Source organism: Mesorhizobium sp. CNPSo 4689 (assembly GCF_057784325.1).
Map to the genome: position 1 here is coordinate 57,292 of NZ_JBWLUZ010000006.1, position 22,567 is coordinate 79,858.

Genomic DNA, 22,567 nt, shown 5'->3' on the forward strand with positions numbered 1-22,567 from the left:
TGACCCGCACCGGGTTATCACGATACATCGCGACCCGGTCCGGAGTGTAGCGCAGCCCGGTAGCGCACTTGACTGGGGGTCAAGGGGTCGTCGGTTCGAATCCGGCCACTCCGACCATTTTTCCTTGAAATCCCCGGCTTTTATCGAAGGCGCCCTGCGGCGCCTTTATTGTTTTCGGAACGAAGGCGCTCAATTCGCTGTAATCACAGATGCTGCGAACTGGTGATGTTGGGACGAGACGCGGGCCGATGGAACCAGGCCAACCGCGTTCGCGCCTTGATTTTCCACTTCGGCACAAGGCGCCAGTGGGTCCTGCTCAGGGGCGAATAGGGATCCCGCGAGCCTCCTCTCCTGTCGAAATGCACCGCGAGTGCTTGGTCTAGGGCGCACAAAACGGCGTATCGTTCAATCTGTTCGTCGGATAGCTCGCAGTCGGGAACTTTGTCTCGCACCGACTGAACGGCCGAATAGGTCGAAATGATACGTCCTGGACCAGCGCAGTCGATATATCGCTGCACAGCATCAATGACGTCGTCGGGAACAGGAAAGTTGAATTGGCGCAAACTGGTTGTGGTGGGAGTTACGATCCGCTTTAGCATTTCGCCCTCTGAAAGCCCCGGGCGACGCTGCGCCGGGATGGATGCATCAGCAAGCGCTAATGTTAGGCGCAAGGGCGTAATGCACCGAAATCTGATGCCGGGCGCGCTCTTCGGCGAATCTTGTTCGGGATAAGCGCGTGGGGCGGCCGCTATTCGCAAGCGCCAGCACCCCGCCCCGCCTGCCTGGGATTAAGAAAGCCCGCCAGGGCAAACCATGGCGGGCTCGCTGGGTGGACCCAAGGTCGACTATTGCATGGGCTGATTTTCGGCCGCCGGCATGTCGATCAAAACGCTTTCTGGCACCTGAAGCGCCAAGGCTATTCGTCTGAGCTTCGACGGATCGACATCCTTGCCGTTCTCAATGTCGGCAATCTCATGGACCGAGAGGCCGCATGTCAGGGACAGCTCTTCGACGCTGTATCCCCTGGTTTCGCGGACGGCCTTGAGGGCGCTGTAGCCGGACGTGGCAATCAATTCGGGCGGAACTTCGCGTGTTGCAGTAGCGGGCATTGGCAACTCCGTGGGCTGAAAGGTCTGATCAAATGATGGGTTGCCTGAGACGAGCGGGAGAATGCCCGCTCGCGGGCGATTTGCCAAGCGCGAAAACAAGCGTCACGGCAACGTGAATTGCCGCGAGGGAATGGCTTGCCGGAGCGGAAACCGGGCAAATGCGCCATCTCTCCCGTCATGACTTCCAATCAAGTTCTTTTGAAGAATCGAACGCCGAGTTGATCGACGTTTTCGCGCCCGCGTTCGTTACGCAGATGTCGCCGGCACCGACAGGTCGGGCCGGCCATTTTCCAGAAGGATCGAATCCCATGAACTTAAAGATATTCGCGATCGTGCTCGGCACGATTCCAGGCCTTGCCGCTGCGGCAGAGGCTCAGGCGGCAGACACGATGCGCGTGCGCGGCACGGTCGTCGGCCTTGCCGGATCGACGCTGACAGTGAAGGACCAGGCGGGCAAGACAGATGCGATAGCGTTGGCGCAGGGGTGGAAAATCTCCGGCGTCGCCAAGGCATCGGCCGCCGACATCAAGCAGGGTGATTTCCTCGGCATTGCATCCGTCTCCAAGGCCGATGGTGGCAGCGGCGCGCTGGAAGTCGTGATCTTCCCGGCCGCATTGAAAGGCACGGGAGAAGGCGACCGGCCATGGGACCTGCAACCCAACAGCCGGATGACCAACGGCACAGTCGCCGACGTGACCGATATCGATGGCCGGACGGTGACGCTGACCTATGACAATGGCCAGAAGAAGCAGATCGCGATTCCGCAGTCGACGCCGATCGTGACCTTCGCGACCGCCACGCAGGCGGACCTCACGCCCGGTGCGGCGGTATTCGTCACTGCCGAGCGCAGCAGCGACGGCACACTCACGTCGCGACGGGTCGTCGTCGGCAACCATGGCGTCGTTCCGCCGATGTGAGGCGGCGCCTGCACGGGACGACCAGGGCTTCAGACACAATCCGGAAACAAAATTCTACAGTCGGGAAAAATTGTCGAAAAAATCCAGGACGATAGTCCCGATCGCGGCGCTCGAGTCATCGATATGGTCCGGTGATCTCCAGATTGCGGCCCGCACAAAAGGAAACAATGTCATGAAGAAGTCCCTCCTCTCCGCCCTTGGGCTGGCTTTTGCCCTGGCTGTCTCGATGCCGCTCCTCGGCGCGACCAGCGCTGATGCTGCCCCGGTGCATCACAAGCATCACCGCCATCATCACGGCAAGCATCATCACCACCGTCACCATCACCACCACCACCACAAGAAGGTGGAAGCGAAGAAGGCCTAAGCATACCGGCTTACCCCGACAGGAAGGCCGGTTTTGGTTTTGGCCAAGAGCGGTTTTCCTGACGGGGCCCTGCACCTCGCGGGATGAAGGACGAACCCAAATTCCCGGCCTTCTCGCCCGCCTCGCCACGCGGCTCGGCTATCTGCCCAAAAACGTCGACCACGATCCATTCTTTGCGCCGCCGACCGACAAGCTCGCGGCCAAAGCCTGCCAGTTCCCGAAACGCAGTGGGCCGGGCGCGTCCTGCCGAGATCCCGGCCTGACTGCTCGCTGCCGACGTTGTGGTGCCAACGCGGTGGACGCCAGATAGGTCGTCGACGCTGGCAATCGCTGACCGGCGTCAGCCGTCCCGATACCCTCGAACCGGATCGACGATCGCTGGCGCGGCGCGGCAAAAAAACCGAACCGAGGCATGAACCTTTCCTCTCTGGGCCGCACTAAACCGGCATGGACGCCAAGAAGGCGATCCCCAAACCAGAAGGACGCCATGACGGCGATCCTCAAATCAACGAGAAGGAAATGCTCAAATGACCAACTTCACCAACTTCAAGCGCATCTCGCTCGCCGCTGTCATCGCCGTCTCGGCGTTTGGCTCGGTTTCGGTTCCGAGCTCGGCTTTCGCAGGCACGCACCCCACCGGCGACGGCGGCGCGGTCTGCAAGGGTTCGGGATCCTGTCTGGTGCTGCAGCTCGACTGCAAGGGCACCTACACCGATGCCACCGACAAGAACGGCACCGTTTACGGCAAGTGCAGCCAGGTCATGAAGATCGACCCGAAGACCCGGCTCAAGCTCGCCAACTGATCGCCTGTCGTCGAAGAAAATGGCGGCCGTCCGCGCGACGGCCGCCATTTTCTTGTCTGTTAGCTTTGAGATTCAGCGTCTGCTGAGGACGAGGCTGGCGATGAGCCCAACGACAACCAGCCCCACCGCAGCCGCGGTCGCCGGATGGTCGCGTGCCGTCCTTTCGATCGCCCTGCCCTTGTTCCTGATCGCGGGCAGCGCATCCGTGAGGCGCCCGGCCAGTTCGGAATAGTAGTCGGAAGCAGCGTCGCGACCGTCCTCGTAGTAAGCGCCACCTCGTTTGGCTACGGCTTTCCGCAAGGCCGCGAGCTCCCTGGAAAGGGTCGCGACCTGCTTTTCGAGGTCAAGATCGGAGAGGGTCGAAAGCGATGCCATGATTGTCTGTCCTTCCTTTTTCAGAGAAGGCCAAACGCATGGCCGCAGAAGCGGTTCCGGTTTTGCCGGCGGGATGTCCCGTGGCGGCGGGTCGAGGGTTCAGAACAGCTCAGCAATTGATAGAATTGCTGAGCTGCTCTGTCTCTTTGCCTTTGCGCAATTCCGGACGGAAAACCGTTCACACTTTTCCTGGAATTGCGCTAGCGCACCTGGTCGAGCAGGCGCTTGCATTCCAGAAGGTCGAACAGCGCCTCCTGCAGCAAGGCGCGATTGTCGCGCGACAGTTTCGACGAGCCCGGCTGCACCGGTCCCTCGTCGTCGCTCTTGCCCATGCCGAAAAAGCGGCGGCTCGGCTTCACCTTGGGCTGGCCGACCAGCATCTCGTCATCCGCGCCACGCGGCTGGGCTGCCGGCGTCAGCGGCACCTGATCGGCCTGACGGCGCTGTGCGATCGCCTCGACGGCGGCCATGTCGCCATTGCCGATGGCGACCAGGAAATGATTGCCGTTCTCGCGCAGCAGCTTCTGCACGCCCTTGATCGTATAGCCCTGGTCATAGAGCATGTGGCGGATGCCCTTGATCAGCTCGACATCCTGCGGCCGGTAGTAGCGGCGGCCGCCGCCACGCTTCATCGGCTTGATCTGGTTGAAGCGCGTTTCCCAGAAGCGCAGCACATGCTGCGGCAGATCGAGATCCTCCGCGACCTCGCTGATGGTACGGAATGCATCGGGGCTCTTGTCCATGGGCGAAATCCTCCACGCTGGACGGCGATTGGGCCTGTTGTGCCGAATCGGGTATCATTTCAGCGGTTTATGAAACAACATTCAAGCCCGGCGTCAAAATCGACCGCCGTTTTCAACCGAAGCTTTCTATATATCCTTGTTTTTACGCAATTCTGGAAATCCGAACGGAAAACCGCTTCCCACTTTTCCTGGAATTGCGTCCTTGTTTTTACGCAATTCCGGACGGAAAACCGCGTCACACTTTTCCTGGAATTGCTGTAGCCGGCTATTTGCCGCCCTTGGCCTTGCTGTTCTGATGCGAGCGCAGGATACGGCTCTTCAGCACATTCGACGACTTGAAGGTCATCACCCGGCGCGGCAGGATCGGCACTTCCTCGCCGGTCTTGGGATTGCGGCCGATGCGCTCGTTCTTGGAACGAACATGGAAAGTGGCGAAGGACGACAGCTTCACCGTCTCACCGCGAACGATGGCCTCGCAGATCTCGTCCAGGACCGCTTCGACGAGTTCGGCCGATTCAGTTCTCGACAAGCCAACCTTGCGGTAAACAGCTTCGGCAAGGTCGGCGCGCGTCAGTGTCTTTCCCCCCATGCGACCGTCCCATCAGCTCAAAAACATAAATCGATACAAGCAGCGGCAGAGCCTAAGTAATTGATCCGTCAAGGTCAAGGACCGAACCCATACGTTCGGCACTTACCAGCGAACCAAAACCGCGCCCCAGGTGAAGCCCCCACCCATCGCCTCGAGCAGCACCAGGTCACCCTTCTTGATGCGGCCGTCGGCGACGGCCACCGAGAGCGCCAGCGGCACGGAGGCAGCCGAGGTGTTACCGTGCAAATCGACCGTAACCACCACCTTTTGCTCGGCAATCCCAAGCTTCTTGGCGGAAGCGTCAATAATCCGTTTATTGGCCTGATGCGGCACGAACCAGTCGAGGTCGTCGGCGGTGATGCCGGCCTGCGCGAAGGTCGCCTCGATGACATCGGTGATCATGCCGACGGCGTGCTTGAACACTTCGCGGCCTTCCATCCTGAGATGGCCGACCGTGCCGGTGGTCGAGGGTCCGCCATCGACGAAAAGCTTGTCCTTGTGGACGCCGTCGGAACGCAGGCTGGCCGCAAGCACACCGCGGTCGGCGACGCCGCCAACCCCCTCGCCCACTTCGAGGACCAGCGCGCCGGCGCCGTCACCGAACAGGACGCAGGTCGAGCGGTCGCTCCAGTCGAGGATGCGCGAGAAGGTCTCCGAACCGATCACCAGGACGCGCTTTGCCAGGCCGCCGCGGATGTAGAGGTCGGCGGTCGCCACCGCATAGACGAAGCCGGAGCACACCGCCTGCATGTCGAAGGCAAAGCCGTGATGCATGCCGAGCCGGTTCTGGATCTCGACTGCGGTCGCCGGAAAGGTGTTGTTGGGCGTCGAGGTGGCCAGCACGATGAGGTCGATGTCGGCGGGCGTCAGCCCGGCGCTGTCGAGGGCTGCGCGTGCCGCCGCCTCGCCCAGCGAGGCCGTCGTCTCGTCGTCGGCCGCGACATGGCGCTGCCGGATGCCGGTGCGCTGGACGATCCACTCGTCGGAGGTCTCGACCATGCCTTCGAAATCGGCATTCTTCATGATGCGGCGGGGCAGCGCGGCGCCCGAGCCGCGCACGACTGATCTGATCAAAGCTCTTTCCTATTCCTTTGCGTCGACGGCGACGTCGGATTTCCTGTTTGCCTGGGCATGCGGATTGCGCGCATGGAACAAATCGAGATCGGCCTCGATGCGGTCAAGCAGATTGTTGCGCACCATGTCGTAGCCGAGCTCGATCGCCGCCGCAAAGCCGTCCGAATCGGCGCCGCCATGGCTTTTCACCACGATGCCGTTGAGGCCCAGGAAGACGCCGCCATTGGAGCGGCCGACATCCATCTTCTCACGCAGCCGGTCAAAGGCGCCCTTGGCGAAGACATAGCCGATCCTGGCCATCAGCGTGCGGCTCATGGCGGCACGCAGATAGCCGCCGATCTGCCTTGCGGTGCCTTCCGCCGTCTTCAGGGCGATGTTGCCGGCAAAGCCCTCGGTGACGACCACGTCGACCGTGCCCTTGCCGATGTCGTCGCCCTCGACGAAGCCGCGATAGTTCATCGAGGCCATGTTGGCCTCGCGCAGCATGCGGCCAGCCTCCTTGACCTCTTCCTGGCCCTTGATCTCCTCGACGCCGACATTGAGCAGGCCGACGGTAGGCCGTTCGATGCCGAAAACCGAGCGCGCCATGCCGGTGCCCAGAATGGCGAAATCGATGAGCTGGTGCGCATCGGCGCCGATTGTGGCGCCGACGTCCAGCACCACGCTTTCGCCGCGCGTATTCGGCCAAAGGGCCGCGATCGCCGGGCGATCGATGGTCGCCATGGTGCGCAGGCAGAATTTCGACATCGCCATCAGCGCGCCGGTGTTGCCGGCCGAGATGCAGGCCTGCGCGGTGCCCGATTTGACCGCCTCGACCGCCTTCCACATAGACGACTTCCAGCGGCCGTGGCGCAGCGCCTGGCTCGGCTTGTCGTCCATCCTGACCGCGATCTCGCAATGGACGAAATCGCTGATCTCGGCCAGCTTGGGGAACTTGGCAAGCTCGGGGCGAACCGCTTCCTCACGTCCATAAATGATGAAGCGGATGTCGGGGCGGCGGATGGCGACGGTCATGAGCGCCGGGATGACCACGCTCGGTCCGTGATCGCCGCCCATGGCATCGATGGAAATCCTGATCACGCGGTATTCATCTCACGGTTTGCCTGGCCTGCGACTGAGGGCTTGCCAAGGTACGGGGGGCTCGCGAAGGTTCGGCGAAAATAGCGGTTTTGGGCTGCCGCACAACCAGCTTTTCTAATATCTCGTCCGCTTTCAGGATTTTCCAAGCAGGGACCGCAGCTTTTGCTGGAATTCGCTTTCGGCGGGCTCGGTATCGCCGGCGGCCTCCACCGATGCCCCCGCCTTGCGCGGATAAGGATCGATCGCCAGGCCGAAAAACTGCTCGGCAAGCGCTCCGACGTCGATCGTATCGCCGGAAAAAGTCTCCGGGCTGTCGGGCCCGTCGGCATCCAGCACGATCTCGCCACCGCCTTCGAAACCCTGCCGCCCGAGCTTGGACTGCTCCGGCAGGAACAGCGCCTCGACCAGCTCGTCGATATGTGCCGCCACCGGATCGAGAGTGACGATGCAGGCCTGGGTGATGTCGGCTTCGACACGGCCGCTGACCTTGACGCCGTGCCGCTTCCACGGTGCCACCAGAAGCTCGGCGCGGTAGCGTTCGACCGAAAGCAGTTCGTGCTCGGTGGCGAGTGCGGCGCGCTGCCGGTCGTCGGCATCGATCACTACAGGCAGCCCCTTGTGCGGCAAGCGGGCGACGTTGGCCACAAAGGACACAGGGCTTTGGGCATCGGCATGTTTCATCTTCCCCTCCTTCAAGCTGGCTTGGCCAAGGGAAACACCACCGTGCCGGAAACGATCGATTCGGCCGGCTGCGCCGCGAGCTGTCTGGAAGCGTCGGCGACATAGGCTGCCAGCAGCGGCGCCTGCGGCCAGGCGCCGGCATCGGGCCGGACATTGCGGGCAAGCGCGGCAGCGAGCGCCTCGCGGTCGTCACGCTCCAGCGCATCGTCATAGGCGGCCGTGCGGCCGTAGAACATTTTTGCCAGCTTCTTCATGCGCTTGGGTACACCGACATCGCCTATGCCCAGTTCCCTCAGCGAATGCTCGACATCGAGGAAGAACTCGTCGATCAGCACCTGCGCAAGCTCGGTCGCAGCACCGCTCTCGCCGCGCAGCCGGTGCTGGAACAGGAACATGTGCAGCGACAGCATCTCGAAACGGCCGAGCGGCGTGTCCGGCACATTCCAGTCGGAATAAAATATGGTTTGCCGCGCCGCTGCCACGATTTGTGCGTAGAGCGCCTCGGTGATGGCGCGGTTGGCGTGGCGTTCGCGGCCAAAAAGGCGCTGGAACATTGAGGGTGGTCTCCCGGGGACCGTTTGTTTGAATTGGCCTTGTTGCATCGGCAGGCAAGCTGGTTTACCGGTTTTGCCGCCCAGCGCAAGTTGCGGCCAGCTAATGGAGTTGTTGTTGCGCGCGCTGAAATTCAAGTCGTCTTTTTTGCCCAGGCCCGCCGGCATGGTCTCGCTGCTGGTGGTGGCTGCAGCGCTTTCCGCCTGCAATACGTCCAAGATGGTCGGTGACCTCAATCCCAGCGAGACGCTGACGCAAGGTTATGTGATCGACCAGCAGGCGATCGATTCGGTGCCGGTCGGCTCCAGCCGCGAACAGGTGCTGCTGGCGCTTGGCACACCGTCTACGACGGCCACCTTCGACAACGAGGCCTTCTACTACATCTCGCAGACACGTAAGCGTTACGTCGCCTTCGACAAGCCGCGTCTGGTCGACCAGAAAGTGCTGGCTGTCTATTTCGGCGCCGACGGGCGCGTCACCCAGATCGCCAATTACGGCCTGAAGGACGGCAGGATGTTCGACTTCATCTCGCGCACCACGCCGACAGGCGGCAAGGACCAGAACTTCCTCAGCCAGATCATCAACGGGGCCAGCAAGCTGGCGCCCGGTATTCCCGGCGGCGGCACGCCCTGATCTGTCCTTCATTCCCTTTCTTGCTTCTTCCCTGAAGCAGCAAACATCTCAGGCAGCCAAGAGCCCGCGGGAGCAATCCTGCGGGCTTTTGTTTTGACGAGGCATTGATCGTCGCAAGAAAAACCCGCGGGGTCGCTCCCGCGGGTTTTGTTTTCGAGCGATGGCTCCGTGCTCAGCCGTGCGCGAGCACGGCCAAGAGCAGCAAGGCGACAATGTTGGTGATCTTGATCGCCGGGTTGACCGCCGGGCCGGCGGTGTCCTTGTAGGGATCGCCGACCGTGTCGCCGGTGACCGAGGCCTTGTGCGCCTCGGAGCCCTTCAGGTGCTTGACGCCGTCCTTGTCGACAAAACCGTCCTCGAACGATTTTTTCGCATTGTCCCAGGCGCCACCGCCCGAGGTCATCGAGATGGCAACGAACAGGCCGTTGACGATGACGCCGAGCAGCGAGGCGCCGAGCGCTGCAAAGGCCGACGCCTTCGAACCCGAAATCAGCAGCACGCCGAAATAGACGACGAGCGGCGCCAGCACCGGCAGCAACGAGGGGATGATCATCTCGCGGATCGCCGCCTTGGTCAGCAGGTCGACCGCGCGCGCGTAGTTCGGCTTCGAGGTTCCGGCCATGATGCCCGGATCCTCGCGGAACTGCTTGCGCACCTCCTCGACAATGGCGCCCGCCGCGCGGCCGACGGCCGTCATGGCGATGCCACCGAACAGATACGGGATCAGGCCGCCGAAGATCAGGCCGGCGACGACGTAAGGGTTGGAGAGGTCGAAGGAGATTTCGCCCATACCCTGGAAGTAAGGATATTTGTCGCCATTGGCGGCAAAGAACTTCAGGTCGTTCGAGTAGGCCGCAAACAGCACCAGCGCGCCGAGACCGGCCGAACCGATGGCGTAGCCCTTGGTCACCGCCTTGGTGGTGTTGCCGACCGCGTCGAGCGCATCGGTGGAGTGGCGCACTTCCTTAGGCAGGCCGGCCATTTCGGCGATGCCGCCGGCATTGTCGGTGACCGGGCCGAAGGCGTCGAGCGCGACGATCATGCCGGCAAGGCCGAGCATGGTGGTGACCGCGATCGCCGTGCCGAACAGGCCGGCGAGCTGGTAGGTGGAGATGATGCCGCCGACGATGACGATCGCCGGAAGTGCGGTCGATTCCAGCGATACCGCAAGGCCCTGGATGACGTTGGTGCCGTGGCCGGTCACCGAAGCCTGGGCGATCGAGTTGACCGGGCGCTTGTTGGTGCCGGTGTAGTATTCGGTGATCACCACGATAAGGCCGGTCACCAGAAGGCCGATCAGGCCGCAGATGAACAGGTTCTTGCCGGTAATGGCCATGCCGGCAACCGTGCCGATCTCGCCCCAGCCGAGGGTTGCCGAGGTGGCGACGCCGAGCCCGACGATGGACAGCAGGCCGGTGACGATCAGGCCTTTGTAGAGCGCGCCCATGATCGAGCCGTTGGAACCGAGCTTGACGAAGAAGGTGCCGACGATCGAGGTCAGGATGCAGGCGCCGCAGATGGCCAGCGGATAGAGCATGGCGGCGCCGAGAACGGGAGTGCCGCCGAAGAAGATGGCGGCGAGAACCATGGTGGCAACGACGGTCACCGCATAGGTCTCGAACAGGTCGGCGGCCATGCCGGCGCAGTCGCCGACATTGTCGCCGACATTGTCGGCGATGGTGGCCGGGTTGCGCGGATCGTCTTCGGGAATGCCGGCTTCGACCTTGCCGACGAGATCGCCGCCGACGTCGGCGCCCTTGGTGAAGATACCGCCGCCGAGACGGGCGAAGATCGAGATCAGCGAGGCGCCGAAGCCGAGCGAAACCAGCGAGTCGATGACGATGCGGTCATTGGGCTGAAGGCCCATGAAATGGGTCAGGATGAGGTAGTAGATCGAGACGCCGAGCAGCGCCAGACCCGCCACCAGCATGCCGGTGATGGCGCCCGACTTGAAGGCGATGTCGAGGCCGGCAGCCAAGCTGTTCGACGCCGCCTGCGCGGTGCGCACATTGGCGCGCACCGAGACGTGCATGCCGATGAAGCCGGCGGCGCCCGAAAGCACGGCACCGATCAGGAAGCCGATCGCGGCGGTGATCGACAGCAGCCACCATGCAAGCAGCAGGACGACGACGCCGACGACGGCGATGGTGGTGTACTGGCGCGCCAGATAGGCCTGCGCGCCTTCGCGGATGGCCGCGGAGATTTCCTGCATGCGTGCATTGCCCTGATCGGACGCGAGGACCGATCGGGTCGCCCAGATTGCGTAAAGGACTGAAAGCAGGCCGCAGGCGATGACGGCGGAAATGATGGTCATTGCCGAATTTTCCTCGATTGATGGCCCAAAAGAACCCCTCCCTGGGCCGTTGAGACGGGGAGCGGCATTCCGCCAGGCGGATTCCGTCCCTTCGCAGCGGTGTATGCGAAACAGGGCTCGGAACGTCAAGATATTGTTCGGTTTTTGCCCGGCTTTCGGCCAAAAGGTCTATGTGCCAGCCTAACGGTTGAAGCCCTCGTCGAATTAGATCGATTGAAAAGACGTTACGGAATCAGTCCCGGCTGAGATCGCCGTCGGTCTCATCTCAGGCGGCGCTACGCCGTCTGCTGCCCCATGCGACGCGCGGTGTAACGCTCGATGGCCGAAAGGCCGTCATAGATCAGTACCGCAAGGGCCGCGACGATCAGGCCGCCCTGCAGGACTAAGGCGAGGTTGTTCGACAGCAGGCCGGCAATGATCACCTCGCCCAGCGTCTTTGCCGCCACGGTCGAGCCGATGGTGGCGGTGGCGAGGCTGATGACCACCGACAGCCTTATGCCGCCGAGGATGATCGGGGCGCTCAGCGGCAGCTCGACCTTGGTGAGCCGTTGCCAGCCGGTCATGCCGGCGCCGCGCGCCGCCTCCATGACATTGGCGGGCAGCGTCGTCAGACCAGTCAGCGCGTTCTCGAAGATCGGCAAGAGGCCATAGAGAAACAGCGCAATAAGCGTCGGCTTTTCGCCGAAGCCGACTGCCGGCACGGCCAGCGCCAGCACCGCCACCGGCGGAAAGGTCTGGCCGATATTGACCAGGCTGCGCGACAGCGGCAGGAACTCGGCGCCGGCCGGCCGGGTGACGAGGATGGCGAGCGCCACTGCGACCAGGGTGGCAGCCACCGTGGCAATCAGTACGGTCCTCAGATGCAGCAAGGTCAGCGTCAGCAGGCTGCCCTGATTGTAGATCGCCGGCGCGCCGTTCTCGGTCAGCGGCTTCAAGAGTGGCTCGAACCAGCCGGGATTGGTGACGAAGGCGACGAGCAGCACCACCAGCAAAAGCCTGAGCAGCGAGGGCAGCCAGGCCTTCATGCCGGCCTCGCCGCGCGCTTAACCAGGCCATCAACCGTGACGCGACCGAGCGGCTTGCCGTCTTCGCCCTTGACCGGCAGCGCCGGGCGGCCGGACCAGAGCAGCTCGGCCAGCGCGTCGCGCTGACTGGCGTCGCCAGGGATCGCCTCGCCTTCGGCGGACCCCTTCTCCACGGCGTCGCGCACGCGGCCGAGCGACAGCAGCCTGAACGGTTTTTCGCTGGCGCCGACAAGAGTCTCGACGAAGGCGCTGGCCGGCTTCGCCAGAATCTCGGCCGGCTTGGCATACTGAACAAGCTTGCCGGCATCCATGACGGCGATCTTGTCGCCCATATGCACGGCCTCTTCCATGTCATGGGTGACGAGGATGATGGTGGTGCCGAAGCGTTTTTGGATCGCCAGCAGATCCTCCTGCGCCTTGGTGCGGATGATCGGGTCGAGCGCGCCGAACGGCTCGTCCATCAACAACACGTTGGGCTCGGCGGCGAGCGCGCGGGCGACGCCGACGCGCTGCTGCTGGCCACCGGAGAGTTCGTGCGGATAGCGCGGCCCGTAGGCCTCGGGATCAAGCTGGTAGAGCATCATCAGTTCGTCGACGCGCGCCTTGATACGCGCCTTGTCCCAGCCGAGCAGCACCGGCACGGTGGCAATGTTTTGCGCCACGGTGCGGTGCGGAAACAGGCCGTGGCCCTGAATGGCATAGCCGATGCTACGGCGCAGCTCATAGCCCGGCAACGAGCGGTTGTCGGCGCCATCGAGCCTGATCACGCCCGCGGTCGGCTCAACCAGCCGGTTGATCATGCGCAACAGCGTCGTCTTGCCGGATCCGGAGGTGCCGACGATGACGCAAAGCGTGCGCGGCTCGATCACCATCGAAACGTCGTCGACGACGGTCGTTTCGTCATAGCGCTTGGTAATGCCTTCGATCTCGATCATGCCGTTTCAACCCTGCGCTTGGTGGCGGTCATTTCGATCACTGCGTCGAGGATGATGGCCGCGGCAAAGGCCAGCGCCACGGTCGGCACGGCGCCCAGCAGCACCAGATCCATCGCCGTCTGGCCTACGCCCTGGAAGACGAACACGCCAAAACCGCCGCCGCCGATCAGCGCCGCGATGGTGGCGAGGCCGATATTTTGCACCAGCACGATGCGGATGCCGGTCAGGATGACCGGAAAGGCCAGTGGAAACTCGACACCGAACAGGCGCTGGCGGTCGGTCATGCCCATGCCGCGCGCGGCGTCGTTGGCGGCGCGCGGCACGCCGGCGAGGCCGACCACCGTGTTGGCGACCACCGGCAGCAGCGAATAGAGGAACAGCGCGACGAAGGCGGGGGCTGTGCCGATGCCGCGAATGCCGACCGCGGCAGCACCCGGCACATGGGCGGCGACCCAGCCGAGCGGCGCGATCAAGAGGCCGAACAACGCGATCGAGGGGATGGTCTGGATGATGTTCAGCACGTTGAGCACCCCTGCCCGCAATTTTTCGATGCGGTGGCAGAGAATGCCGAGCGGCAGGCCGACAATCACTGCGGCGGCCAGCGAACCCAGCGCCAGCGTGACGTGCTTGGAGCCTTCGGCCCAGAAACTGTCGGCACGGTTGGCATATTCCTTGAGGATCGACAGGCTGTTCCATTGCCCCGATATCAACAGCAGGCCGATGGCCAGAGCCGCAACGACCAGCACGCCGACGCGCGCCCAGGGTGATAGGTTCAGACGCGTCAGCACGTCGGCCAGCAGAAGTGTGAAGGCGAAGATGAGCAGCCAGAAGCCGGAGGCCGGCGAAATGCGAGCGAAGGTGTTGCCCGCCGGCGTGAGAAAGCTGCCGGCGATGCCGATCAGGATGGCGAGCGCCGCGAGCGCGACTACGCTGGCGGCAAGGCGCAGGACGAGCGGCGTTTTCAGCAAGGCAATGAGCGCGCCGACGATCACGATCGCCAGCAGCAGCGGCCCGACCGCCGTCGGCAACGCCTCGAGGATGGAGCGCGCCTCGCCGGGCACGATGCGGTTGGCGCGGAAGGTGGCGAACGGCGCAACGAGCGCCGCATAGGTTGCGATCGCGGCGATGACCACGCCGAGCTTGTCGAACCGAATGCGCACGCCCTCTCCCATCAGTCGATACGGCGCTCCCCCGATAGGGCGCGCCGCAATCGCCTCACTTGAGGAAGCCGTTCTTCTTCAAAAAGTCCTCCGCCACCCCCTTGACCGGCTCGCCGCCGACCTGGACGCGGCCGTTCAGTTCCTGCAGCGTCACGAGGTCGAGCTTGGTAAAGACCGGCTTCAACAACGTCTCGATCTCGGGATGCTCCTTCAGCACCGCCTCGCGGATGATCGGCGCCGGCTGGTAGACGGGTTGCACGCCCTTGTCGTCGTCGAGCACGACAAGACCGGAGGGCGCGATGCCACCGTCGGTGCCGTAGACCATGGCGGCATTGGCGCCATTGGTCTGGTTGGCCGCCGCCGCAATGGTCGCGGCGGTGTCGCCACCGGAGAGCGTGATCAACTGGTCGGGTTTCAGCGTGAAGCCGTAAGTGGTCTGGAAGGCCGGCAGTGCAGCCGCCGAATTGACGAACTCTGCCGAAGCCGCGAGCACCACCTTGCCGCCGCCGGCGACGTAATTGCCGAAGTCGGAGAGCGACGCCAGCTTGTTCTCGTCGGCGACTTCCTTGCGCAGCGCGATCGCCCAGGTGTTGTTGGCTGGCGACGGCGACAGCCAGACGATCTTGTTGGCGTCATAGTCAAGCTTCTTGGCGGTCTCGTAAGCCTTGGCGGCGTCCTTCCACACCGGATCGTCGGCCTTCTCGAAGAAGAAGGCGGCGTTGCCGGTGTATTCGGGATAGATGTCGATCTCGCCGGCGCTGATCGCCTTGCGCACCACCGGCGTGCCGCCGAGCTGGATGCGGTCGGTGGTCTTGATGTTGTTGGCGTTCAGCACAAGCTGGATGATGTTGCCGAGCACGCCGCCCTCGGTGTCGATCTTCGACGACACGACCACCTGGGCATTTGCCGAGGCCGCGGAAATACCGAGCGCAAGCGCGGCGCCGGCCAGAAGCTTGATTGAAAACATTATGGGAATCCCTTGCTGTGAACCGGATTACGGTCGCCGCATATGAGCATGGCTTCAACGCTCCGTCGGGGCACACGGTTTCATAACAAGAGGGATGCACGCAATAATTTTGTGCGGGCTGGCCCAATCCGACGCCGCCCATCCAGACAAGGTGGTGTCAGGTGGCCGGGCGCAAGCTCGTCATCTTCAGCGCACCCAGCGCCACGAAGCAGAGCGCGGTAACCGGGAAGACGATCCAGTTCAGCATCTCCCAGCCCCAGGCGTTGTAGACCGCGCCCGACATCAGCGAGGCGAAGGCGACGGAGCCGAACAGGACGAAGTCGTGAAAGCCCTGCACCTTGCCCTTTTCCGATGGCCGGTAGCTGTCGGCGACCATGGCTGTGGCGCCGATGAAGCCAAAATTCCAGCCAAGGCCGAGCAGGATCAGCGCCGTCCAGAACTGCCATAGCGCCAGACCCGACAGAGCTACCACGGCGCAAGCAACGAGCAGGATCAGGCCGGCGGCGACGATGCGTTCGGCGCCGAAGCGGTGGATCAGCGAACCGGTGAAGAAGCTCGGCGCGAACATGGCCATGACATGCCAGGAAATGCCGAGCATCGCATCGTCGGTCGACAGGCCGCAGCCGACCATGGCGAGTGGCGCGCCGGTCATGACGAAACTCATCAGCGCGTAGCTGCCGACAGCGCAGAAGAGCGCCGCGACGAAACGCGGCCGGGTGACAATCTCGGAGAGCGGCCGCGCGTCGTTGTCGGCGATCTCCGCCTTGCCGGGAGCCCGGGACGGAATGCGCAGGAACGAGAGGATGATGGCGCCGACAGCCGCCAGCACGAGGATGGACGCGAACGAGCCGGCGAACATCACCGGCGCGAACAATTCGCGGGTGAAGATGACGATCTGCGGCCCGAGTATGGCGGTGACGATGCCGCCGGCCAGCACGAAGGAAATGGCACGCGCCTTGAATTCCGAAGGTGCATTGTCGGCGGCGGCGAAGCGAAACTGCTGGACGAAAGCGCCGCCGATCCCAAGCACCGCCAGGCCGAAGGCGAACAGCCAGAAGTTCGGATGGAAGAGCGCCAGCGTAGCGACCAGCCCGCCGAGCGCGGTGATGATGGTGCCGGTCATGAAACCGCCGCGCTGGCCGAGGCTGCGAATGATTGCGGCAGCCGGCAGTGCGCCGAGCGCCACACCGACATTGAAGCCGGTGATCGGCGCCGTCGCCAGCGACTTGTCGGCGGCGAGCAGGTATTGGCCGGCCAGCCCGCCCACGGAAATGGCGATAGGTGCGGCCGAACCGATGATCGCCTGCGCGGCGGCAAGGATGAATGCCGTGCGGCGTGCTTCCCTGCTTGCCTCGGCGACGACAGCCGCGGCCGTCACGAAGCGTCCTTGCCGCGGCCCTCGCCGCGCACCCGGCGTGACACGCGATCGAGCACGGCGTTGGTAAGCTTCGGCTCATCTTCCTCGTAGAAGGCCTTGGCGATATCGACATATTCCGAAACGATGACGGCGACCGGCACGTCGTCGCGCTTCATCAATTCATAGACGCCGGCGCGCAGGATGGCGCGCAGCGTCGAATCCAGCCTCGACAGCGGCCAGTCGTCGGTCAGCGCCTGGCGGATGACCGGATCGATGGTCTTCTGGTTTTCGACGACGCCGGTGAGGATGGCGCGAAACCACTGCGCGTCGGCCTCGCGATAGAGCGCGCCGTCGACCTCCTTGCCGAGCCTGAAGGCCTCATACTCCGCCGTGATCTCGAAGATGCCGCTGCCGGCCACGTCCATCTGGTAGAGCGCCTGCACGGCGGCGAGACGGGCGGCGCCGCGCTTGTTGGCGTGGCGTATCGCGGGCTGGCCGGGCGCAGCGGGTTCGCTCACGATCGCGCTCCCAACTGCTCTTTGAGAGCGATCATGGTCAGCGCCGCACGCGCGGCAAAGCCGCCCTTGTCGCCTTCCGAACGCTTGGCGCGCGTCCAGGCCTGCGCATCGTTCTCGGTGGTCAGGATGCCGTTGCCGATGCAGACCGAATCCTGGACCGAAATGTCCATCAGCGCACGGCTGGATTCATTGGCGACGATGTCGAAATGATAGGTATCGCCGCGGATGATGGTGCCAAGCGCAACAAAACCGTCATAGCCGGTGCCACCGTCGGCAGCACCATCGAGGGCGAACGTGATCACGGCTGGAATCTCCAGCGAGCCTGGAACGGTGACGACATCATAGGTCGCGCCGGCTTCGTCCAGCGCGCTCGTCGCGCCTTCGAGCAGCGCGTCGGCAAGGTCGTCATGGAACCGCGCCTCGATGACGAGAAGGTGGGCCTTCTTCTTCGGGCGGATAAACGCTTTGCCGTGTTGGGATGTGCCAGCCATAGATGTCTCCGGGGATCGCCGGTGACTTAGGCCGAAGCGGCCGCATTCGCAAGCTTTGTCGGACGTTCAGGCCCGGTCTAATTTCCCATAGTGGCTCAAAGCCCCTCTTTCGCCGCTTCCACCAGGCGCGCCGCGTAGCGGGCCATGGTGTCGATCTCGAGGTTCACGCGGTCGCCTACCTGACGCTCGCCCCAGGTGGTCACGGTCAGCGAATGGTGGATCAGCAGCACATCGAAGCGGGTGCCTTCGACCTTGTTGACAGTGAGCGAGGTCCCGTCGAGGGCGACGGAGCCCTTTGGCGCGATGAACCTGGCCAGCTCGCGCGGCGCTTCGAGCGTAAAGCGTACGGCATCGCCCTCGTCCTTGCGCGCCACGATCTCGGCCGTGCCGTCGACATGGCCGGAGACGATGTGGCCGCCGAGCTCGTCGCCGATCTTCAGCGCCCGTTCGAGATTGATGCGCGTGCCCAATTTCCATCCGGCGGCTGTCGTCAACCGCAATGCTTCTTCCCAGGCCTCGACCTCGAACCAGCGCGCGTTCGAACCACCGTCTGGCAGCGCCGTTACCGTCAGGCAGACACCTCCGCAGGAGATCGACGCACCGATGGCAATGGTCTCGGGATCGTAGGCGGTGTCGATGCGCAGGCCCACCCCTTCCCTGAGCGGCCTGACGGCAGCGACGCTACCGACATCGGTGACAATTCCGGTGAACATCAGATGTCCCTCACCCACTCCAGATAGCTGTCTTCGCCGAACTGCATGTCGCGCAGCTTGCGAAAGCCCGCCGGGATATGGTTGGCGTCGATGGGCGATGCAATGCCGCCCTCGCCGATCGCCTCAGGTCCGTGGAACAGCACGATGCGGTCGACCAGTCCGTCGGCGAGGAACGCCTTGGCCACCTTGGCGCCGCCCTCGACCAGCACGCTGGCCATGCCGAGCGCCGCCAGATCTTCCAGCAGCTCGGGCAAGGCAACGCCACCCTCATGAGTCTCGGTGCCGATGAAGCGGACGCCGGCGCGCTCGAGCGCGGCGCGCCGGTGCGGGTCAGCCTCCAGGCAAGCGGCGACATAGAGCGGGACGCGGTCGACACCGGAGACCAGTTTCGCGGCTTCCGGCAAGCGTATCTGACGGTCGAGCACGATGCGCGCCGGGGAACGGTTCTCCAATCCGGGCAATCGCACGGTGAGCGCCGGATTGTCTTCCAGCGCGGTGCCGATGCCGACCAGGATGCCGTCGGCCTCGGCCCGCATCAGATAGACTTCGCGCCGCGCGATCTCGCCGGTGATCGCAACCTGCCCCTCGCCTTCCACACCGATCTTGCCGTCGCTGGAAAGCGCAAGTTTCAAAATCACTTCCGGGCGTTTCTTGAGCGACCGAATCAGATAGCCGGCCATCTGCTCCGAAGCCTCCGCCGCCAGCACTTTTTCGACCACCTCGATGCCTGCGGCACGCAGGATCGCGTAACCCTGGCCGGAAACGCGCGGATCGGGATCGCTCGCCGCACCAACCACGCGCGCGACGCCTGCGTTAACCAGCGCATTGGCGCAAGGCGGCGTGCGACCGTGATGGGCGCAAGGCTCCAGAGTCACATAGGCGGTGGCGCCGCGAGCCAGTTCACCGGCCTCGGCCAAGGCCTCGGTCTCGGCATGCGGACGCCCGCCGACCGCGGTGACCCCGGTGCCGACGATCATCGGCCCGGTACCGTCATCGAGCACGATCAGCGTGCCGACGGAAGGGTTGGTCGAGGTCCGGCCGGCATTCTTGCGCGATAGCCTGAGTGCTGCCGCCATGAAGCGGCGATCGAGGGCCTGCTGTTCGGCCGGGCTGAGCGTCGGGCTTGCCATGCTCAACCGGCGTCCTCTTCGCTCTTCAGCTCGTCGCCCTTGAGCTCGCCCAGCACCTCATGAAAATCCTTGGCCTCGCGGAAATTGCGGTACACCGAGGCGAAGCGCACATAGGCGACGTCGTCGAGCGACTTCAGCGCCTCCATGACGAGACGGCCGACCTCGCCCGAAGCCACTTCCGTCTCGCCCGAACTTTCGAGCTGGCGCACGATGCCGGTGACGGCGCGGTCGATGCGTTCGGGGTCGACATTGCGCTTGCGCACCGCGATCTCGACCGAGCGCAGCAGCTTGTCGCGGTCGAACGGCACCTTGCGGCCGGATTTCTTGACCACGACGAGATCACGCAGTTGCACGCGCTCGAACGTGGTGAAACGACCGCCGCAATCGGGGCAGACGCGCCGCCTGCGGATCGCCGCGCCATCCTCGGCGGGGCGCGAATCCTTCACCTGCGTATCTTCGGACTGGCAGTAGGGACAGCGCATGGACAGCCTTCGGTTCGCGATTCTCGTGAGACGGAAGGCTTAGAGGGTTTTGCCGCAATGGCAAAGCACGGACGGCCTTCCGTGCCTCAGAGATAGCGAGGCGCGAGGAAGATTGCCAGCGCCGCGACCAGCCACACCGCGATGCCGCCGAGAACGGCGAGCCGGTAGTCGATGCGGTCGATGAACAGCCAGCAGGCGCCGAGGAAGGCGAGATAGGCAGGGATCGTCTTGAAACCGGCAAGGCAGGCTTCGCGAAAACCGGTCGGGTTGCCCTTGGCGCCGACGGCGAGCAGCGCGATCACCGCGAAGGTCGGTGCCAAAGGCAGGATGCCGGGCAAGACATTGCCGCGCTTCGAGGCCCAGACAATCAGCGCGGTGACCAGGCCGCCGACCACACCTTTCCAGAGGATGTCCATGGCGCGGCTCCTTGCCGGCGCGCCGCGTCAGGGCGCGACGTCGGTGGTCGGGAAGCCGCAGGATGCGCCGAGGCTGCGATAGGCCTTGGTGAAGCCGTCCATCGAGATGGTCGCGACCGGCGCGTTGGCGAAAGCGACGTCGAGCGCGCCGGCGCGGCGCATGGCGCGCAGGACTGCCAGCGTCGTCTCGGCCTTGTTGTTCATCATCCATTGGTCGCCAATATCGGCGCTGACCGTCGCCTTGACCTTGCCCTTGTCGTCGCCGAACACCGCGGGAATGTTCTCGCCGGTCGGCAACTCCTTGTTCCTCAAGGCAATGATGAGGCTCGGATAACCGTTGGGCGGCAGCACGTCGCCGTTGGAGATGGCGAGCGTCAGCGTGCCGCTGGTGCCGTTCGCGTCAAGGAAGGCGGTCGAAGCGGCGCAGGTCTTGCGCACATCCTCGCCGGTGTTGACCTCGTCGACGATCGTCGACCATTTGCCGAAGGTTTCCGTCTTGGGTGTGGTGGCTTCCGGTGCCGCGGGCTGGGGTGCCGTGGCCTGGGGCGCAGGCTGGGTGGTCGTCTGCGCCGAGGCGACGCCGGCCAATTGCAGCATGGCCAGTACGCCAAGGCCGGCAAGTCGAAGAAATCGCATCATCAAGGCTCCTGTCCGCAACGCCGCTCCAGCAGGAGCGGCGCTTCTCGTCATCGCCAATAAGGGATGAGGCGGGGCGTCAGGTCAACCGAGATAGGGATAGAGCGGGAAGCGATCGGTCAAAGCCACGACCTTGGCCTTCACCGCCGCCTCGACAGCCGCATTGCCTTCGTCGGAATTCGCCACTTTCAGCCCGTCCAGCACCTCGGCGATCAGCTTGCCGATCTCGCGGAACTCGGCCTGGCCGAAGCCACGCGTGGTGCCGGCTGGCGTGCCGAGGCGCACGCCCGAGGTGACGAAGGGCTTTTCCGGATCGAAGGGGATGCCGTTCTTGTTGCAGGTGATGTTGGCGCGGCCGAGCGCCGCCTCGGCGCGCTTGCCAGTGGCGTTCTTTGGGCGCAGATCGACCAGCATCAGATGGTTGTCGGTGCCGCCGGAGACGATGTCGAGGCCGGTTTCCTTGAGGCTGGAAGCCAGCGCCTTGGCATTGGCCGCGACGCTCTCGGCATAGACCTTGAAGCTCGGCTTCAGCGCCTCGCCGAAGGCCACCGCCTTGGCGGCGATGACATGCATCAGCGGGCCGCCCTGCAGGCCCGGGAAGACGGCCGAGTTCATCTTCTTGGCGATGTCCTCGTCATTGCACAGGATCATGCCGCCGCGCGGGCCGCGCAGCGACTTGTGCGTCGTCGTCGTGACGACATGGGCATGCGGCAGCGGCGACGGATGGACGCCGCCGGCAACGAGGCCGGCGATGTGGGCCATGTCGACCATCAGATAGGCGCCGACCGCATCGGCGATCTCGCGAAAGCGCTTCCAGTCCCAGACGCGCGAATAGGCGGTGCCACCGGCCAGGATCAGCTTCGGCTTGGTCTCATGCGCGGTCTTCTCGATCGCGTCCATGTCGAGCAGATGGTCTTCCTTGCGCACACCGTAGGAGACGACCTTGAACCATTTGCCGCTCATGTTGACCGGCGAGCCGTGGGTCAAATGGCCGCCGGAATTGAGGTCGAGGCCCATGAAGGTGTCGCCGGGCTGCAGCAGTGCCAGGAACACGGCCTGGTTCATCTGGCTGCCGGAGTTCGGCTGGACATTGGCGAAGTTGCAGCCGAACAGTTTTTTGGCGCGCTCGATGGCCAATTCCTCGGCCACGTCGACGAACTGGCAGCCGCCATAGTAGCGCTTGCCCGGGTAGCCCTCGGCATATTTGTTGGTCATGATCGAGCCTTGCGCCTCGAGCACGGCGCGCGAGACGATGTTTTCCGACGCGATCAGCTCGATCTCGTGGCGCTGGCGGCCGAGTTCGTTGCGGATGGCGCCGAAAATCTCCGGATCGGCATCTTCCAGCGTGGTTTCGAAGAAGGATTCGAATTTGTTCGACACTGCCGCTGCTGTAGCCATGGACTGAAATCCTCGGGGTTCGGGGGCAATTTGTTTATGCATATCGTGGCCCCAAAACCGCTGCACACTTTTGGGCGACATGCATTGCCGCGCCATTAACACAGT

General features: G+C 63.9%; 26 protein-coding genes and 1 tRNA gene. 5 read left to right on the forward strand and 22 right to left on the reverse strand.

What is annotated here, in order from left to right; all coding sequences use genetic code 11:
- Positions 1-40 precede the first annotated feature (40 nt).
- Positions 41-117, forward strand: a tRNA-Pro gene (locus AC04SI_RS12070).
- 728 nt (positions 118-845) lie between these two features.
- On the opposite strand, the gene AC04SI_RS12075 is transcribed toward AC04SI_RS12070, so the two are convergent.
- Entirely contained in the window at positions 846-1,109 is a 264-nt protein-coding gene (locus AC04SI_RS12075; RefSeq protein WP_404277732.1) for a helix-turn-helix domain-containing protein, read from the reverse strand.
- Positions 1,110-1,417: 308 nt separating this feature from the next.
- Here AC04SI_RS12075 and AC04SI_RS12080 point away from each other — a divergent pair, with 308 nt between their 5' ends.
- The 3 genes from AC04SI_RS12080 (at position 1,418) to AC04SI_RS12090 (ending at position 3,193) form a co-directional block, all read left to right on the forward strand.
- Positions 1,418-2,026: a hypothetical protein gene (locus tag AC04SI_RS12080; protein ID WP_404277956.1), complete on the forward strand. Its 609-nt coding sequence runs from the start codon at positions 1,418-1,420 to the stop codon at positions 2,024-2,026.
- Between the two features lie 172 nt (positions 2,027-2,198).
- A complete protein-coding gene (locus tag AC04SI_RS12085; protein ID WP_488474263.1) occupies positions 2,199-2,390 on the forward strand; it encodes a hypothetical protein in 192 nt (63 codons plus the stop codon).
- Positions 2,391-2,917: 527 nt separating this feature from the next.
- Positions 2,918-3,193, forward strand: a complete 276-nt coding sequence (locus AC04SI_RS12090) for a hypothetical protein (protein ID WP_006201888.1) — start codon at positions 2,918-2,920, stop codon at positions 3,191-3,193.
- A 72-nt stretch (positions 3,194-3,265) separates the two neighbouring features.
- On the opposite strand, the gene AC04SI_RS12095 is transcribed toward AC04SI_RS12090, so the two are convergent.
- The 7 genes from AC04SI_RS12095 to AC04SI_RS12125 form a co-directional block, all read right to left on the reverse strand.
- A complete protein-coding gene (locus AC04SI_RS12095) occupies positions 3,266-3,568 on the reverse strand; it encodes a hypothetical protein (RefSeq protein WP_120015908.1) in 303 nt (100 codons plus the stop codon).
- A 200-nt stretch (positions 3,569-3,768) separates the two neighbouring features.
- Positions 3,769-4,311, reverse strand: a complete 543-nt coding sequence (locus AC04SI_RS12100; protein ID WP_120015907.1) for a MerR family transcriptional regulator — start codon at positions 4,309-4,311, stop codon at positions 3,769-3,771.
- A gap of 265 nt (positions 4,312-4,576) precedes the next feature.
- Positions 4,577-4,900, reverse strand: coding sequence for an integration host factor subunit alpha (locus tag AC04SI_RS12105; protein ID WP_006201891.1), 324 nt, complete (start codon positions 4,898-4,900; stop codon positions 4,577-4,579).
- Positions 4,901-5,002: 102 nt separating this feature from the next.
- Positions 5,003-5,974: a beta-ketoacyl-ACP synthase III gene (locus AC04SI_RS12110; RefSeq protein WP_404277728.1), complete on the reverse strand. Its 972-nt coding sequence runs from the start codon at positions 5,972-5,974 to the stop codon at positions 5,003-5,005.
- Between the two features lie 9 nt (positions 5,975-5,983).
- Positions 5,984-7,054 (reverse strand): phosphate acyltransferase PlsX, encoded by a 1,071-nt coding sequence (gene plsX, locus AC04SI_RS12115; protein WP_404277726.1) that lies wholly within the window; start codon positions 7,052-7,054, stop codon positions 5,984-5,986.
- Positions 7,055-7,186: 132 nt separating this feature from the next.
- Positions 7,187-7,735 carry a YceD family protein gene (locus tag AC04SI_RS12120; RefSeq protein ID WP_404277723.1) on the reverse strand — a complete coding sequence of 183 codons (549 nt, stop codon included), beginning with the start codon at positions 7,733-7,735 and terminating at the stop codon, positions 7,187-7,189.
- A gap of 11 nt (positions 7,736-7,746) precedes the next feature.
- Complete coding sequence (locus AC04SI_RS12125) at positions 7,747-8,289, reverse strand: ubiquinol-cytochrome C chaperone family protein (RefSeq protein WP_488474264.1); 543 nt, start codon at positions 8,287-8,289, stop codon at positions 7,747-7,749.
- Between the two features lie 115 nt (positions 8,290-8,404).
- Here AC04SI_RS12125 and AC04SI_RS12130 point away from each other — a divergent pair, with 115 nt between their 5' ends.
- Positions 8,405-8,920, forward strand: a complete 516-nt coding sequence (locus AC04SI_RS12130; RefSeq protein ID WP_404277719.1) for an outer membrane protein assembly factor BamE — start codon at positions 8,405-8,407, stop codon at positions 8,918-8,920.
- Positions 8,921-9,092: 172 nt separating this feature from the next.
- Here AC04SI_RS12130 and AC04SI_RS12135 read toward each other — a convergent pair whose 3' ends face one another.
- The 14 genes from AC04SI_RS12135 to glyA form a co-directional block, all read right to left on the reverse strand.
- Positions 9,093-11,234, reverse strand: coding sequence for a sodium-translocating pyrophosphatase (locus tag AC04SI_RS12135; RefSeq protein WP_404277717.1), 2,142 nt, complete (start codon positions 11,232-11,234; stop codon positions 9,093-9,095).
- Positions 11,235-11,509: 275 nt separating this feature from the next.
- Positions 11,510-12,259 (reverse strand): ABC transporter permease, encoded by a 750-nt coding sequence (locus AC04SI_RS12140; protein WP_488474265.1) that lies wholly within the window; start codon positions 12,257-12,259, stop codon positions 11,510-11,512.
- Entirely contained in the window at positions 12,256-13,194 is a 939-nt protein-coding gene (locus AC04SI_RS12145; RefSeq protein WP_404277713.1) for an ABC transporter ATP-binding protein, read from the reverse strand. The genes AC04SI_RS12140 and AC04SI_RS12145 overlap by 4 nt, the downstream gene beginning before the upstream one ends.
- A complete protein-coding gene (locus AC04SI_RS12150; protein ID WP_404277711.1) occupies positions 13,191-14,366 on the reverse strand; it encodes an ABC transporter permease in 1,176 nt (391 codons plus the stop codon). The genes AC04SI_RS12145 and AC04SI_RS12150 overlap by 4 nt, the downstream gene beginning before the upstream one ends.
- Before the next feature lie 43 nt (positions 14,367-14,409).
- Complete coding sequence (osmF, locus tag AC04SI_RS12155; protein ID WP_404277709.1) at positions 14,410-15,321, reverse strand: glycine betaine ABC transporter substrate-binding protein OsmF; 912 nt, start codon at positions 15,319-15,321, stop codon at positions 14,410-14,412.
- Between the two features lie 157 nt (positions 15,322-15,478).
- Complete coding sequence (locus AC04SI_RS12160; protein ID WP_404277707.1) at positions 15,479-16,699, reverse strand: MFS transporter; 1,221 nt, start codon at positions 16,697-16,699, stop codon at positions 15,479-15,481.
- Positions 16,696-17,196, reverse strand: a complete 501-nt coding sequence (gene nusB / locus AC04SI_RS12165; protein ID WP_404277706.1) for a transcription antitermination factor NusB — start codon at positions 17,194-17,196, stop codon at positions 16,696-16,698. The genes AC04SI_RS12160 and nusB overlap by 4 nt, the downstream gene beginning before the upstream one ends.
- Positions 17,193-17,687 (reverse strand): 6,7-dimethyl-8-ribityllumazine synthase, encoded by a 495-nt coding sequence (gene ribH / locus AC04SI_RS12170; protein WP_006201904.1) that lies wholly within the window; start codon positions 17,685-17,687, stop codon positions 17,193-17,195. Before ribH ends, nusB begins: the two co-directional genes overlap by 4 nt.
- A gap of 95 nt (positions 17,688-17,782) precedes the next feature.
- Positions 17,783-18,400, reverse strand: coding sequence for a riboflavin synthase (locus AC04SI_RS12175; protein ID WP_404277703.1), 618 nt, complete (start codon positions 18,398-18,400; stop codon positions 17,783-17,785).
- Entirely contained in the window at positions 18,400-19,530 is a 1,131-nt protein-coding gene (gene ribD, locus AC04SI_RS12180) for a bifunctional diaminohydroxyphosphoribosylaminopyrimidine deaminase/5-amino-6-(5-phosphoribosylamino)uracil reductase RibD (protein WP_404277701.1), read from the reverse strand. Before ribD ends, AC04SI_RS12175 begins: the two co-directional genes overlap by 1 nt.
- Before the next feature lie 2 nt (positions 19,531-19,532).
- Positions 19,533-20,012 (reverse strand): transcriptional regulator NrdR, encoded by a 480-nt coding sequence (nrdR, locus tag AC04SI_RS12185; RefSeq protein ID WP_006201907.1) that lies wholly within the window; start codon positions 20,010-20,012, stop codon positions 19,533-19,535.
- Positions 20,013-20,098: 86 nt separating this feature from the next.
- A complete protein-coding gene (locus tag AC04SI_RS12190) occupies positions 20,099-20,428 on the reverse strand; it encodes a GlpM family protein (RefSeq protein WP_404277699.1) in 330 nt (109 codons plus the stop codon).
- Between the two features lie 27 nt (positions 20,429-20,455).
- Positions 20,456-21,064 carry an invasion associated locus B family protein gene (locus AC04SI_RS12195; protein ID WP_488474282.1) on the reverse strand — a complete coding sequence of 203 codons (609 nt, stop codon included), beginning with the start codon at positions 21,062-21,064 and terminating at the stop codon, positions 20,456-20,458.
- Positions 21,065-21,148: 84 nt separating this feature from the next.
- Positions 21,149-22,462: a serine hydroxymethyltransferase gene (glyA, locus tag AC04SI_RS12200; RefSeq protein ID WP_006201910.1), complete on the reverse strand. Its 1,314-nt coding sequence runs from the start codon at positions 22,460-22,462 to the stop codon at positions 21,149-21,151.
- Positions 22,463-22,567: the final 105 nt, after the last annotated feature.